Annotated in this window: 15 protein-coding genes; 4 read left to right on the top strand and 11 right to left on the bottom strand. The window is 68.2% G+C overall.

Features of this window, described 5'->3' with window-relative positions:
- The first annotated feature begins 3 nt into the window (after positions 1-3).
- Complete coding sequence (locus tag Q0C81_RS01070) at positions 4-1,104, top strand: sugar kinase (protein ID WP_291832389.1); 1,101 nt, start codon at positions 4-6, stop codon at positions 1,102-1,104.
- 184 nt (positions 1,105-1,288) lie between these two features.
- Here Q0C81_RS01070 and Q0C81_RS01065 read toward each other — a convergent pair whose 3' ends face one another.
- The 4 genes from Q0C81_RS01065 to Q0C81_RS01050 form a co-directional block, all read right to left on the bottom strand.
- Positions 1,289-1,519: a hypothetical protein gene (locus Q0C81_RS01065; protein ID WP_291832408.1), complete on the bottom strand. Its 231-nt coding sequence runs from the start codon at positions 1,517-1,519 to the stop codon at positions 1,289-1,291.
- A 249-nt stretch (positions 1,520-1,768) separates the two neighbouring features.
- Positions 1,769-2,125: a hypothetical protein gene (locus Q0C81_RS01060; RefSeq protein WP_291832387.1), complete on the bottom strand. Its 357-nt coding sequence runs from the start codon at positions 2,123-2,125 to the stop codon at positions 1,769-1,771.
- Positions 2,126-2,247: 122 nt separating this feature from the next.
- Positions 2,248-3,111, bottom strand: coding sequence for an NAD(P)-dependent oxidoreductase (locus Q0C81_RS01055; protein ID WP_291832386.1), 864 nt, complete (start codon positions 3,109-3,111; stop codon positions 2,248-2,250).
- Positions 3,108-3,611, bottom strand: a complete 504-nt coding sequence (locus tag Q0C81_RS01050; RefSeq protein WP_291832384.1) for a flavin reductase family protein — start codon at positions 3,609-3,611, stop codon at positions 3,108-3,110. Before Q0C81_RS01050 ends, Q0C81_RS01055 begins: the two co-directional genes overlap by 4 nt.
- Positions 3,612-3,738: 127 nt before the next feature.
- Here Q0C81_RS01050 and Q0C81_RS01045 point away from each other — a divergent pair, with 127 nt between their 5' ends.
- Together Q0C81_RS01045 and Q0C81_RS01040 are read left to right on the top strand one after the other, a co-directional pair.
- The gene (locus Q0C81_RS01045) at positions 3,739-4,641 is read left to right on the top strand and encodes a flagellar motor protein MotB (protein ID WP_291832382.1); all 903 of its coding nucleotides are present in this window, start codon (positions 3,739-3,741) and stop codon (positions 4,639-4,641) included.
- Positions 4,642-4,768: 127 nt separating this feature from the next.
- Entirely contained in the window at positions 4,769-5,554 is a 786-nt protein-coding gene (locus Q0C81_RS01040) for an arginyltransferase (RefSeq protein WP_291832381.1), read from the top strand.
- On the opposite strand, the gene Q0C81_RS01035 is transcribed toward Q0C81_RS01040, so the two are convergent.
- The 7 genes from Q0C81_RS01035 to recO form a co-directional block, all read right to left on the bottom strand.
- Complete coding sequence (locus Q0C81_RS01035; protein WP_291832380.1) at positions 5,511-5,804, bottom strand: hypothetical protein; 294 nt, start codon at positions 5,802-5,804, stop codon at positions 5,511-5,513. The two genes, Q0C81_RS01040 and Q0C81_RS01035, sit on opposite strands and share 44 nt — an antisense overlap.
- 13 nt (positions 5,805-5,817) lie before the next feature.
- Positions 5,818-6,852: a M48 family metallopeptidase gene (locus tag Q0C81_RS01030; protein WP_291832379.1), complete on the bottom strand. Its 1,035-nt coding sequence runs from the start codon at positions 6,850-6,852 to the stop codon at positions 5,818-5,820.
- A 9-nt stretch (positions 6,853-6,861) separates the two neighbouring features.
- Positions 6,862-7,431 carry a LemA family protein gene (locus Q0C81_RS01025; RefSeq protein ID WP_291832378.1) on the bottom strand — a complete coding sequence of 190 codons (570 nt, stop codon included), beginning with the start codon at positions 7,429-7,431 and terminating at the stop codon, positions 6,862-6,864.
- Between the two features lie 90 nt (positions 7,432-7,521).
- On the bottom strand, positions 7,522-7,890 hold the full coding sequence (locus tag Q0C81_RS01020) for a putative immunity protein (RefSeq protein WP_291832376.1): 369 nt from the start codon (positions 7,888-7,890) through the stop codon (positions 7,522-7,524).
- Entirely contained in the window at positions 7,887-10,088 is a 2,202-nt protein-coding gene (gene parC / locus Q0C81_RS01015) for a DNA topoisomerase IV subunit A (RefSeq protein WP_291832374.1), read from the bottom strand. Before parC ends, Q0C81_RS01020 begins: the two co-directional genes overlap by 4 nt.
- Positions 10,089-10,224: 136 nt before the next feature.
- Positions 10,225-12,570, bottom strand: a complete 2,346-nt coding sequence (locus Q0C81_RS01010) for a TonB-dependent receptor (RefSeq protein ID WP_291832371.1) — start codon at positions 12,568-12,570, stop codon at positions 10,225-10,227.
- A 182-nt stretch (positions 12,571-12,752) separates the two neighbouring features.
- Entirely contained in the window at positions 12,753-13,484 is a 732-nt protein-coding gene (gene recO / locus Q0C81_RS01005) for a DNA repair protein RecO (protein ID WP_291832369.1), read from the bottom strand.
- A gap of 124 nt (positions 13,485-13,608) precedes the next feature.
- On the opposite strand from recO, the gene Q0C81_RS01000 reads away from it, so the two are divergent.
- The coding region (locus tag Q0C81_RS01000) for a hypothetical protein (RefSeq protein WP_291832367.1) at positions 13,609-14,042 on the top strand (434 nt) is incomplete at its 3' end.

Below are 14,042 nucleotides of genomic sequence, written 5' to 3'. Positions count from 1 at the left end.
CCGATGACCGGCTGGGCGGTCCCGGCCGCCGAAGGCCGGGCCTGGGACTGTGTCGCTCTGGGCGAAGTCATGCTGCGCCTCGATCCCGGCGAGGACCGGGTGCGTAGCGCCCGCGCCTTCAACGTCTGGGAAGGCGGCGGCGAGTACAACGTCGCGCGCGGCCTGAGCCGCACCTTCCGCCGTCCGACCGCGGTGCTGACAGCCCTGCCGCGCAACGAACTGGGCGTGTTGACCGAGTCCCTGATCGCCTCGGCGCGGGTCGATGTCCGTCATGTCCTGTGGCGCGAGTGGGACGGCATCGGGCGGAACACCCGTATGGGACTGAACTTCACCGAGCGGGGGTTCGGCGTCCGGGCGCCCCTGGGCGTGTCGGACCGGGCCAACTCCGCCGCCTCGGCCCTGACGCCCGAGGATTTCGACTGGGACGCCCTGTTCGGCTCCGGCGGCGCGCGTTGGCTCCACACCGGCGGCATCTTCGCGGCTCTGTCGGAGAGCACGGCGCGCACCGCCGTCGCGGCGGTGAAGGCGGCGCGTCGGCATGGGGTGCCGGTCTCCTACGACCTGAACCATCGCGCCAGCCTGTGGAACAGCCATCCCGATCCATCGGCGGCGCGCGAGGTGAACCGCTGCATCATCGCCGAGGCCGACCTGCTGTTCGGCGATGACCATGGACTGCGCGCCTGTCTGGGGCTGACCGACGATTGGGCCGGTCGCCGCGGCTGGCCGACGGATCCCGCGCCCCCGGCTAGGGCGGCCACTCTGGCCTTCGACATGTTCCCGAACCTGAAGGGCGTCGCCTATACGCTGCGCGATCCGCGCAGCGCTTCGGCGAACAGCTGGCAGGGCGTCTTCCATGACCGGATCGATCGGCACGTCTCGGTGCTGCGATCCGATTTGGAAATCCTAGATCGGGTGGGCGGCGGCGACGCCTTCGCCTCGGGCGTCATCCACGCCCTGCTGAACGGCGAGGACGGACGGCGCGCCGCCGAACTCGGTGCAGCCCACGGCGCCCTGGCCATGACCACGCCCGGCGACAACGCCAATGTCGGTGAGGACGAGGTCGAGGCCCTGGTCCGCGGCGACAAGGCCGCCGCCCGGCGCTGAGCGGAGGCGGAGAGGTTCGGAGCAAGAGGCCCGAAGCCATCCGGCGCGCCCGAACGGCCGGCGTTGGTCACGGGCCGGCCGAGCCCGTCCAGCTCCGCCTGGAGCCGGACCGGAAGGGCCGCCCCCGGGGCGCAGGCCGTAGCCGGCGGTCAGGGAGTCGCCGAGCAGGGTCAGCCGGGACGGCTCAAGCGGCCAGGGTTCGCAGCTCAAGCGGCTCCGAGTAGAAGCCAAAGGCGGGATTGGCCAGCACCGAGACCGCGCGTTCGCCGTCATAAAGGGCGATGGTCTCGAACGCCGGCCAGAGCTCGGCCAGCCGGGCGAGTTCCGCGTGCGCCGCCTCGTCGTCCGCCGCGCCGAGAGCCGCGATCTCGCGGACCGGCGCGCCTGGCAGGTTGACGATGCAATAGTAGGACATCACGCCACTCTCTTTCACGACGGCGCCGGAAACGGCGGACCCCGTCCAAGGTTCCCTGCCGAGTGAAAGCGGGCAGGGACAACGGGCACGGGTCGCACGCCGCCGACAGCGCCAAGGGCTCCGCCCCCTCGCGCCAGTCAGGGCGAAGCGGCTGCGCCGTCGGGCCGGCGGGTCCAACGGGCCCTAGCTATCCTGGTCTCGCCGACGGGGAGGGTTTCAGGCGCGGTTCGCGTGCCTGAATCCATGTAGTCATAAAGCGCCGACGGCCGTAAGCGGCTCAGGTCGCCCGCTCACGGGGCAGGCGGTCAGCATGTTGAAGGCGTCGATCGAGATGGTCATCTCCCGGCGGAGCCAGGTAGTGAAAGCGCGCTCCGCGGCGCTCTGAACCTGGCGGCGGCCGGACCGGTACAGGCGATAGGCGGCGTTCAGTGGTTTGGAGGATGCCGAACCGCGACGAGCGGATAGCCGTCCAGGAAGTCGCCCGTCGGCGGCTGCGACCTCGAACAGGGTCTCGGCGATCAGGTCGTCGGGCAGAACGGGGACAACAATGGGTTTGCCCAACAATTGCGGCTCGACACAGGATAAAGCCGATACGCGGTCGCGCATGTCTTTTATCGCCTAAGATATATTATGCGAAATAATGGTTGGGATTTGAAATCGATTTGAGGCATTCCGTTGATTTTACAAGGCTCTAGCTGAAAATTTGCAGAAGCCGTCTCAGCGGATTCTTACCGCGCGCGATCCTGCAGGCGGGCTGCGAGGCTCGAGGTGTCCCAGCGGGCGCCGCCCAGGGCCTGAACTTCGGAATAGAATTGATCGACCAGCGCGGTCAGCGCCAGGTGGCTGCCGTTGGCGCGGGCTTCGTCCAGGACCAGGCCCAGATCCTTGCGCATCCAGTCGACGGCGAAGCCGAACTCGAACTCGCCCCTGGCCATGGTCTTCCAGCGATTGTCCATTTGCCAGGACTGCGCCGCGCCCTTGGAAACGGCATCATAGACGGCGTCGGTGTCGAGGCCCGCGCGCTCGGCGAAATGCACCGCCTCGGCCAGGCCCTGGACGACGCCGGCGATGCAGATCTGGTTGACCATCTTGGTTAATTGGCCCGCGCCGGACGGCCCCATGTGCTTGACCGCCTTCGAATAGGCCATCAGCGCCGGCTCGACCCGCGACAGGGCCCCGGCGTCGCCGCCCGCCATGACGCTGAGCTGGCCGTTCTCGGCGCCCGCCTGGCCGCCGGATACCGGGGCGTCGATGAAGAAGGCCCCCTGCCCCGCCGCCAGGTCCGACATCTCGCGCGCCACCTTCGCCGAGGTCGTGGTGTGGTCGACGATCACCGCGCCCCTGGCCAGATGCGGCAGGGCTTCCGTCACGACCTGGCGCACGTCGTCGTCGTTGCCGACACACAGCACGAACAGTTCGGCGCCGACCGCGGCCTCCGCCACCGTGGCGGCGAAGACGCCGCCATGGGCGTCCGCCCAGGTCCGGGCCTTGTCCGGGGAGCGGTTGTAGCCCGCCACCGCATGGCCCGCGGCGACCAGATGGCGCGCCATCGGTCCGCCCATGACGCCCAGGCCTGCGAAACCGGTCTTCATTCGTCCACTCCAACGGATCCGTAGCGACCGCGCCAGAAGGTCAGGGCGTCGCCGTCCGAGGCTGAAAAGGCCTCGACCCGGCCGATGACGACCATGTGGTCGCCCATCTGGATGCGGTCATGCACGGTGCATTCGAACCGGGCCAGCGCCTCAGGCAGGCACGGCGGGCCGTCCAGGCGGCGTTCGAACTCGCCGGGCTCCAGCAGGGCCACGCCCCGGGCGAAGCGCGCGGCCGTCTCGCGGTCCGTGGCGGGCAGGATGTGAACGGCGAATCGCTCGGCGGCGGCGAACACCGGCCAGCGTTCCGACCGCTCGTCGATGCACCACAGCAGCAGGCGCGGCTCCAACGACACCGAGGTGAAGGAGTTGATGGTCAGGCCCAGCGGGCCTTGGGGGCTGTCAGCGGTGACCACGCAGACGCCGGTGGCGAACGCGCCCAGCGCCCGGCGATAGGCCAGGGTCTCGTCGGTCGGGTGTTCCGGAGGCGGTTCAAGCGTCACGTCCCCGACCTAGGGGGCCGCGCCCGGCAAAACAAGCGCCGTCTGAGCAAGGCGCCGTATGGGAAACGTCGCCTTAACCCTGTTGCTTCAAACCTCGATCAGTTTCGCCGGTTGAGGCCCGTATTCCATGTCCATGAGCGATCGTCCGATCCTCATCAAGAAGATCAAGAAGGGTGGCCACGGCGGCCACCACGGCGGCGCGTGGAAAGTCGCCTACGCCGACTTCGTGACCGCGATGATGGCCTTCTTCCTGCTGATGTGGCTGATCAATACGACCGATCCGGAGCAGAAGCGCGGCATCGCCGAATACTTCGCCCCCGCCAGCGTGTCGGCGACGACCTCGGGCTCGGGCGGCATCCTGGGAGGAACCTCGCTGGGCGACGACGGCGCCAAGTCGTCGGGGTCCAACTCGGTCATCACCCAGCTGGCGCCGGAAGCGCCGCAGGATCCGGCCGAACAGGCGGGGCAAAGCTCGGATCTGACGGGCGCCAGCGAGGCGCAGCTGCGCGAGGAGATCGCCCGCCGAGAGGCCGCCGACTTCGCCTCGGCCGCCGAATCCCTGCGTCAGGCCATGCAGTCGATGCCGGAGCTGGCCGAGCTGTCGAAACAGCTGATCATCGACCAGACGCCGGAGGGCCTGCGCATCCAGCTGGTCGATCAGGAAGGCCGCTCGATGTTCGAGCAGAACTCCTCGCGCCCGAACGCCCGCGCCCAGGTCCTGCTGCGCGCCATCGCCCGGGTCATCAACCAGCTGCCCAACCGGATCTCCATCACCGGCCACACCTCGGCGGCGCCGGGGTCGAACCGGGCGACCGGCCCGAACGACTGGACCCTGTCGGCCGAGCGGGCCAACGCCTCGCGGCTGGTGCTGCAGGCGGCGGGCGTCGCTCCGGACCGGGTCTACCAGGTCTCGGGCAAGGCGGGTTCGGACCCCCTCTATCCCGACGATCCGACCCTGGCGGGCAACCGCCGGATCGCCATCGTGCTGCTGCGCGAGGCGCCGGTCCTGCCCACGGACACCAGCCTGTGACCGCCCGCCCGTCACGACCGGTTCGGGTGACGGGCGAACGGGCTTGCGCTGCGCTGCAACACGGGGCCAAATCCCGCGATGGACAGGTCGCCCGAATTCGGACCGGATTGGATGCGGACCTAGACGCGTGACCCGGTTCGTTCCCCAGCGCCAGCTTCGCTTCTATATGACCTCGGTCGCGCCGTGCCCCTATCTGCCGGGCCAGACCGAGCGGAAGGTGTTCGCCAACCTGCCGTTCAGTGAGGGCGCCCACGTCAATGACGAGCTGACCCAGGCCGGTTTCCGCCGCAGCCAGAACATCGCCTACCGCCCCGCCTGTGAGACCTGCGACGCCTGTGTCTCCGTGCGCGTGCCGGTCGCCCAGTTCGCCTTCTCCCGCTCGCAGCGGCGGGTGCTGAAACGCAACGAGAGCCTGTCGCGCGATCTCGTCGAGGCCGAGGCCACGGCCGAACAGTTCGATCTGCTGCGCCGCTACCTCGCCGCCCGCCATTCCGAGGGCGGCATGAACGGCATGGGCTGGGCCGACTATGTGGCCATGGTCGAGGATACGGCCGTGCGCACCCATGTGATCGAGTACCGGGCGCCCTCCTCCGACGGCGGGCCGGGCGATCTGGTCGGCGTCTGCCTGACCGACCTGCTCTCCGACGGCTTGTCGATGGTCTACAGCTTCTTCGATCCGATGCTGGAGGACCGTAGTCCGGGCCGGTTCGCCATCCTGGATCACATCCGGCAGGCGGCGTCCGTGGGCCTGCCGTACGTCTATCTCGGCTACTGGGTCCGCGGGTCGCAGAAGATGGACTACAAGGCCGGCTTCCGGCCGATGGAACAGCTGACCCGGCTGGGTTGGGAACGGCTGACCGACGAAGCGGTCAGGCCTTCCGAAGGCGGACCGGGGAACGATCACCCCGCCTGATGACGCCCTTGGCTTCCAGGTCCAACTGAACGCATTCCGCCCACCAGCCCGCCGTGGCCCCGCCGGGGAACAAATCCTGCGGCAGGTCGCCCTTCAGCGCGGAAAGGATCTCCGCCGGCGTCGCCCCGGGTTCGCTGGGCGGCACGGCTTTCAGATAGGCGGCCCGCATCGCCTCGTACTTGTCGGCGTCCACGGACTGGACCGAGCTGGGGCTGGTGAAATTCTCGACCTCGATCTTCCGCTTCGCCATCGGCGGTTCCAGTTCAGGTTATGGGGACCGAGGTGCTCGCGGGGAAGGATGAGCCATAGGCCTCCTCGCCCGTCCAAGGACCGGGGTCGCGCCCTCCTCCGAACCGGATCAGGGCGTCGATACGCTTCTGGATCGGCGGATGGCTGGCGAACATGCCTTCCAGCCCGACGCCGTCCGGCTGGTTGTCCAGGAACAGCTGCTGCAGCTCGTCCGGCCCCTTCAGGCTGGAGCGGCCCTCGACCTTGCGCAGGGCCGAGATCATGGCGTCGGGGTTTTTGGTCAATTCGACCGCGCCGGCGTCGGCCACATACTCGCGGGTCCTCGACAGCATCATGCGGATGACGATGGCCAGGACGAAGCCGACCACGGCGAACGCGATGCCGATCAGGATCAACGGCATGGCGTTTTTGTTGTCCTCGCGCCGCCGTCCGCCGCCGGAATAGAGCAAGGCCCGGAACACTAGCTCGGCCAGCACGCTGATGATCCCCGCGAAGATCGAGGCGATCACCATGGTCCGCACGTCCTTGTTGATGACGTGGGTCAGTTCGTGAGCCAGCACGGCCTCCAACTCGTCGCGGGTCAGGCTCTGCACCAGTCCGCGTGTGACGGTGATGCTGTACTGCCCCTCGTGCAGACCGGTGGCGAAGGCGTTCAGGCTATCGTTGTCGATGACCCGCAGCGTCGGCGTACGCAGGCCGCGCGAAATCGAAAGATTCTCAAGCAGATTATAGAGTTCCGGCTCGGTCCTGCGTTCGACCTTCCGCGCGCCGGTCAGCATGTCGACCATGGTCTGGCTGCCGAAATAGGCGATGGCGAACCAGACGGCGGCGACGACGAGGGCGAGCGGAATAGTCGCCCCCAGCCAGGAGGCGGCCAGGGCCATGTCGTCGCCCAACGCCTTGCCAGAGCCCGGCAGGACACCCAGCCCCATGAGGATGAGCTGGATGCCGTAGATGATGCCGATCAGCAGGATGGGGAAGGTCACCAGCAGGATGACCGACCGCGTGTTGTTCGCCCAGATGTGGGTCTGGAGCCCGACGGCGCCCATGATCGGTTCTTAGAACTTCACCTGCGGCGGGGCGGCGTTCATGGCGGCGCGGTCGCCCTCGCCCACGTCGAAAAAGGGCTTGTCCGAAGCGAAGCCGAACAGGCCGGCGAACAGGACGGTCGGGAACTGGCGGCGCACGGCGTTGAACTCGCCGACCGCATTGTTGAAGAAGCGGCGGGCCGCGGCCAGCTTGTTCTCGATGTCCGACAGTTCAGCCGACAGCTGCTGGAAATTGGTGTTGGCCTTCAGGTCCGGATAGGCCTCCGATACGGCGAACAGGCGGCCCAGGGCGCCGGTCAGCATGTTTTCGGCCTGCACCTTGTCGTTGACCGAAGTGGCCCCGGCGGCGGCGGCGCGCGCCTTGGTCACGGCGTCCAGGGTGCCGCGCTCGTGGGTGGCGTAGCCCTTCACCGTCTCGACCAGGTTCGGGATCAGGTCCTGACGCTGCTTCAGCTGCACGTCGATGTCGGCGAAAGACTGGTCCGCGCGCTGGTCCAGGGCGACGAGCTTGTTGTAGCCGCCGACGACGACAAACAGCAGCACCAGAACGACGACGCCGATGATGATCCAGGTGATCATTGCATTCTCCAACCGGGCCAGATCTCCGGCCCCTTCCGGACAGTATGAGGCCGAGGCCTTGGGCCGAATAGTGAAATCGGCGTCATCGGCTTACGCCTTCGTTGCGTCCGCCGCGGCGAGGACCTTGGCGACATAGCCGGGCACGGCCTCCGCATGGGCAGGGACGTGCCAGGTCGCGACCGCCTGCCCCGCCGCACGGGCCGCGAACCGGGCGACGTCGGTCGCGGCGGAGCGGGCGGCGGCGTGCGAGGCCAGCGACAGACGTCGAACCTCGGCCAGGTCGAGCGCTCGACGGCCTTCGGCCCAGGCGCGGATCGCTTCGACGGCCGCCTGAGGGCGCCCGTCATCGGGATGTTCGCGCTCGAACAGGGCGAGCACGGACTCGGCTTGGCGGGCGGCCTCAAGGGCCAAGGCGCGGTGGGCGGCGGTTTCCCGCTGGACCCGCGCCCCGGTCGTCACCGGAACTTCCGCATGCCCCGCGGCCCCTGACGGCCCGCCTGGGCGCGCTTGCCCAGCCAGTCCTTCCAGTCGGGCCAGTTGCGGCGGCGGCCGCCGCCGTCGGCCCATTCCGGCCCCTGTTCGGCGTTGAAGGTGGCGACGTCCACAAGGCCGCCCTGCTTGAAGCTTTGCAGCTTCACGCCCTTGCCGCGGCCCATCTCGGGCAGTTCGGCGACGGGGAAGATCAGCGCCTTGATGTTCTCGCCGATGGTGGCGACGTGGTCGCCGGTGACGCGCAGCGCCGCCAGCAGCTCGCCGTTCAGCACCTGCTTGCCGCCGCGCTTCTGGGCCAGAAGTTCATCTTCGGGGGCCACGAAGCCGTAGCCGGCCTTAGACGCGATCAGCAGCTTGCCGCCCGGCTGATGGGCCAGCAGGTTGATGATCTCGGCCTTCTCGTCCAATTCGATCATCAGGCGCAGCGGCTCGCCGTGGCCGCGGCCCGAGGCCAGCTTGTCGGCGCCGACGGTGAAGATACGCCCATCCGAGGCGGCGACCAGCAGCTTGTCGGTTGTATAGGTCGGAACCAGGAAGGCGAGGCTGTCGCCCTCCTTGAACTTCAGCTCCGAGGGATCGTCCACCTTGCCCTTGGCGGCGCGGATCCAGCCGCGTTCGGACAGGATGACGGTGATCGCCTCGCGCGGAATGAAGGCCTCGACCGGCGCGAAGGCCGAGCTGTCGACGGCTTCGGCGATGGTGGTGCGTCGCGGCGAGATCAGCGCCTTGCGCACAGCCTCCAGATCCTTGCCGACCTGTTTCCACTGCTTCGCCGGCGAGGACGAAAGCGATTGCAGGTTGGCAAGTTCGTCCGACAATTCCTTGTATTCGTTCTCGATCGCCATCTCCTCGATCCGCGCCAGCTGACGCAGGCGGGTGTCGAGGATGTAGTCGGCCTGCATTTCGGACAGGCCGAAGCGGGCGATCAGGACCGCCTTGGGCTGCTCCTCCTCGCGGACGATGCGGATGACTTCGTCGAGGTTGAGGAAGACGATCCGCAGGCCTTCCAACAGGTGCAGCCGCTTCTCGACGCGCTCTATGCGCCACTGGGCGCGGCGGACCAGCACCTCGCGGCGGTGATCCAGGAAGGCCTGCAGGCAGGCCTTCAGGCCCATGACGCGCGGCGTGTTGGTGGCGTCCAGCACGTTCATGTTGATCGGGAAGCGGACTTCCAGATCGGAAAGCTTGAACAGGCTTTCCATAAGAACTTCAGGTTCTACCGTCCGGGACTTAGGCTCGATGATGAGGCGAATGTCCTCTGCCGACTCGTCGCGCACGTCGGCCAGCAGCGGGGCCTTCTTGTTCTCGATCAGGTCGGCGAGGTCAGCGATCAGCTTCGACTTCTGCACCTGATAGGGCATCTCGGTGACGACGATGCGCCAGACGCCGCGGCCCAGGTCCTCGGTCTCCCAGCGGGCGCGCAGGCGAACGCCTCCTCGCCCGGTCTCATAGGCGTCCAGGATGGAGGCGTGACCTTCCACGGCCACGCCGCCGGTCGGGAAGTCCGGCCCGGGCACGATCTGCACCAGTTCTTCGGTCTTCGCGTCCGGCCGTTCCAGCAGCAGGTGGCAGGCGTCGATGAGTTCGCCGACGTTGTGCGGCGGGATCGAGGTGGCCATGCCGACGGCGATGCCCGACGAGCCGTTGGCCAGCAGGTTGGGGAAGCCGGCGGGCAGGACGACCGGCTCCTCGTCCTGGTCGTCGTAGGTGGGGCGGAAATCGACCGAGTTCTGGTCGATGCCGTCCATCAGCAGCACGGCGGCGGCGGTCAGCTTGCACTCGGTGTAGCGCATGGCCGCGGCGTTATCGCCGTCGATGTTGCCGAAATTGCCCTGTCCGTCGACCAGAGGATAGCGCTGGGCGAAATCCTGGGCCAGGCGCACCAGGGCGTCATAGATCGAGGCGTCGCCGTGCGGGTGATAGGTGCCCATCACCTCCCCGACGACCTTGGCGCACTTCCGCGCCGCGGCCTGCGGGTTCAGGCGCATCTGGTGCATGGCGTACATGATGCGCCGGTGCACCGGCTTGAAGCCGTCGCGAACGTCCGGGAGGGCCCGGTTGGTGATGGTCGACAGGGCGTAGGCCAGATAGCGCTTGGACAGCGCCTCGCTCATCGGCTCATCGACGATGCGACCGCCTTCCGGCGGGGGGGTATGAACGGTCATGGGTTCCGAATCGGACGATTTGAACCGCCAGTCTAGCCCCTGAACCGCCCGCTCTGTGGATGGAAGATCGGGCCGTCAGATCGGCGGTCCGGATAGCGGATGGGGCGCGACTTCACGCCCCATCCGCTGGACCCGATCAGAAGTGGCGGCGCAGCGAGATGAACGCCTGACGCGGTGCGCCCGGCAGGAAGGTCTGCCGACCCGCGCCGTTCTGGAAGCCGCCCGAACCGACCGTCGAAATGTAGTCTTCGTCGAGCAGGTTGGTCACGTTCAGCTGGATCTCCGTGCCGTTCAACCAGGAGGCGCCGTCGGTGAAGCGGTAGCCGGCGGTCAGTTCGACCAGGGTGAAGGCGTCCGCCGACTCGTCGTTGAGGTAGCTGGAGTACCGTTCGCCGGTGAAGGCGCCGGCCAGGGCGCCGAACAGGTTGCCGTCGTCATAGGCGACTTCGGCCCGGGCCAGGGTCTCGGGGGTGTTGACCACGGTCTTGCCGGCGGTGGCCGCGACCAGCGCGCCCACGCCGTCACGGACGTCGTCCTCGTAGGTCGAGTCGTTGTAGCTGAACGAACCGAACGCTGACCAGTTGTCCGCGAACGACCACACCGCCGCCGCCTCGAAGCCGCGGCTGCGGACCGACCCGACGTTCTGGATGCCGTTGCCGAGACCCAGGATCGGCGCGCCCAGGGCGACGCTCAGCAGACGGTCTTCGAACTCGACATGATAGGCTGCGACCGATCCTTGGATCTGGTCGAAGCGGAAGCGCCAGCCGGCCTCCAGCGTCTTGGAGCTTTCCGGGCGCAGATTGTCGCGAAGCGCGGCGAACCCGGCCGCCGTCGCCGAGAACGGGCCGCCGGTGTTCGAAGACTCGAACGCCCGGATGTTCTCGGCGTACGAGGCGAACAGCTGGTGGTCCCCGTTGAGGTCATAGGCCACGCCGATCTGGGGCAGGAAGTTGTCTTCGGCCTTGATCGTGCCGGTCTTGTTCTCGCCGACCAGAGTGGTGGCCGAGTTCTCGACGCTGAGGGATTTGAAGCCGGCGTTGACGGTCAGGCCGTCCATCACGGTCCAGGTGTCCTGCACGTAGAACTGCCGGGTCTCGGTCTCGAAGTCATAGGCCCACTGGGTGGAGAACGGGTTCTCCAGGAAGTCCAGGGAGTTGCGCGTGTTGGCCGCGCGGGCGAGGCCGTAGAATCGCCGGGCGTGGTTGAAGTCGTTGTTCTCCAGCCAGAAGCCGCCTTCGATCTCGTGAGCGCCAAGGCGAAGGTTGGCCGAGCCGATCACGCCGCGGCGTTCGATATCGTACTCGGTCGTGCGGACCGAGATCGGGCTGGGGGCGGTGATCGCTGCCCCGGACTGATCCGGAGCGCCGACCGGCGTCGCCAGATAGGGGGTCCACCACAGGCCCTGCCCCTTGTTGTCATGGCCGTAGCCGGTCAGCGACACGTCCAGGGCGTCGGTGATCGGATACGAGAAGGTCAGGGCCGCCAGGGTGTCATCGCGCAGGCCCGCCGCGTTGAAATAGGCGTCATCGACGCATCCCACGCCGCCCGGGTAGTTGTTGGCGCCCGTTCCGCCGCCCAACTGCGGGCAGTCGCCGCCTGGGTTGGCCTGGTAGATGTCGGCGATACGCACCGCCAGGGCGTAGTCGCCCGAGATGTTGTCCCAGTCGCGTCCCAGGCGACCGATCTGCTCCAGCGACATGTCCTGATAGTCGTTTTCGCGACGCTCGGAGTGATTGACGAACCCGTACAGCTGGCCGCGGCCGATCGGCAGCACGGCGTTGAAATTGATCTGCTGCTGCTTCTGCTCGCCGACGCCCTTCCACTTGTCGCCCTGCTGGTTGACGTAGGAAAGCGAGGCCCGCAGCGAGTCGGGGCCGAACAGCTCACCTGTGTCCAGGCGGACCAAGCCGCGCATGGTGCTTTCGTCGCCGTAGGTCCCGGCGACGTCGACGCCGAACGCTTCGGCCGGCCGACGGCTGAGGAATTGGATCGTGCCGCCCAGATTGCTGCTGGAGGCCGTGCCCAGCGCGCCCGAACCCTGGGCCACGTCAACGCGGCTGACGTTCTCGGAAATGATGGCGCGCGAGATGTGCAGGCCGTTGTGATTGCCGTAGCTCATGTCGCCCAACGGCACGCCGTCCAGCGTGAAGCCCAGCTGGTTCTGGTTGAAGCTGCGCAGGGTCACGCGCGCCGACCATTCGTAGTTCCCGAAGGCGTCGGCCGACTGGAAGCTGACGCCCGGCAGGCGTTCGATAGCCTTCAGCGGGCTGGTGCCCGGCGCTTCGACGGCGATGGCGGCCTCGGTGATCGAGGCTTGCTGGCGGGTTTGGCCGCGCCCGAAGACAACGACCTCATCGAGCGCGGTCGCCGGATCGGGGTTCGCGACGATGGCCTGGGCCAGGGCCTGCCCCGGCGACAAGAGCGCTCCGCCGAAAACGAGCGCGAGCGTGGAAGCGCCTGCCAGAAGGCGATGAATGGTCATGGTTGTCCCCGAGAAACGTTGTCGTGCGAATGCACGTCTCGCGGCCTTAGACGTGGCCGGCGACGGCTCGGCGAAGTCTCGGCGGCGGTTCCATGACGGAGGTCTGTTCAGTTGGGTTTGCCCGCCGCCGTGGCCGAACGGCTACCCTTGGTCCGTGGGCGTCCTATCCATGGGCGGCGGGTTCACAGCCGCCCGGCTTCCCGCAGCTTGTCGATCATCCAGACCCGCGCGGGCGGCAGGGGACGGTCCATGGGATGGAAGACGAACTGTTCGAGGAAGTGCCCGGTCAGGTCAAAGCCGGCGCCGATATCGCCTTCGCCCAGCCCGGCCTGCGCGCCCAGCATGAAGGGCGGCAGGCGCAGCAGCTTGTCTGCATACGGCGCGCCCGCCTCGCGGCTGACGGCGCGGCCGGTGCGGGGGCTGACCCAGATCAGATCGTCCATCGCGCCGGTGACGGCGCAGCGGCTCAGGTCCAGGCCGAACCCCAGATCCTCCAGCAGCCCCGCCTCGAAGCGCACGAAGACGGCGGGCCAGACGTCCGGCATCATGAAGGCCGACATCAGGGCCTCGAAGGCCAGGAAGGCGCCGGGGTGCGGCTCCCGCTCCGGCAGCGCGCCTTGCGCCACCGCGGCGGCGGCGGCCAGCCCCGTCAGCGCCAGCGGATCGTCGAACAGGGCGCTGGGCCCCTCCCCCACCGGCTCCAGCCGGGCCGAGCCGAGATGATCCGAGGTCCTGGCGCGCATCTCGGCGACCACCCGGGCGCCCGGCTGCAGGAAGGGTTTCATCCGCCGCGAGGCCCCGCCGGCGACATAGGCCGCGCGGCGTCCCTGCCCTTCGGTCAGCAGGTCGACCACCACTCCGGTGTCGCCGTGGGCGCGGGCGGAAAGGACGAAGGCGTCTTCGGTGAAGTCCATGGCTTCAACTAGCCCGGAGAACGTCCCGGGAACAACCGTGTGATTTCCTGGACGACGCCGGCTTGTGGCGGGGCGATGCGGCGGGCTAGCGTGACGCTTGCAGAAGTTCGCGGGGGCGCGTGCGATGACCGATTTTCCAACCTCGAATTCGCGCCGGGCGAAGCCGCGAAAGCCGGGCGCCGCCGGGCCGGTGATCGGCTCCATCCTGGTCTTCCTGTGGGCCTTCGTCTTTTCCGTCTCCCAGAGCTTCACGACGGTCAACGGCACGGCGAACATGCCGCTGGACCTGGCCACGGGTATCGGCGTCGGCCTGCTGGGCGGGCTGGCGGGCGCGATCGTCGTCTGGCTGATCCTCTATTTCATCCTGGGCGGCCGCCGCTCGCCCAAGGGCGCGATGATGCTGGCCCTGTTGGCCGGGGTGGCGATCGTCGGCGCCGTGCCCGCCTCCGGCCTTCGCGCGCTCGGCGCCGGAATGAACGCGGAGGACGAGGCGGCCGCGGCGGTGCGCGCGCGGGTCGACGCCCGTCGCTACGCCGAGGCTGAGCGGATCGTCGCCGA

The organism is Brevundimonas sp., assembly GCF_023259385.1.
Lineage (GTDB): Bacteria > Pseudomonadota > Alphaproteobacteria > Caulobacterales > Caulobacteraceae > Brevundimonas.
This window is presented reverse-complemented; position numbering and strand designations above follow the sequence as displayed.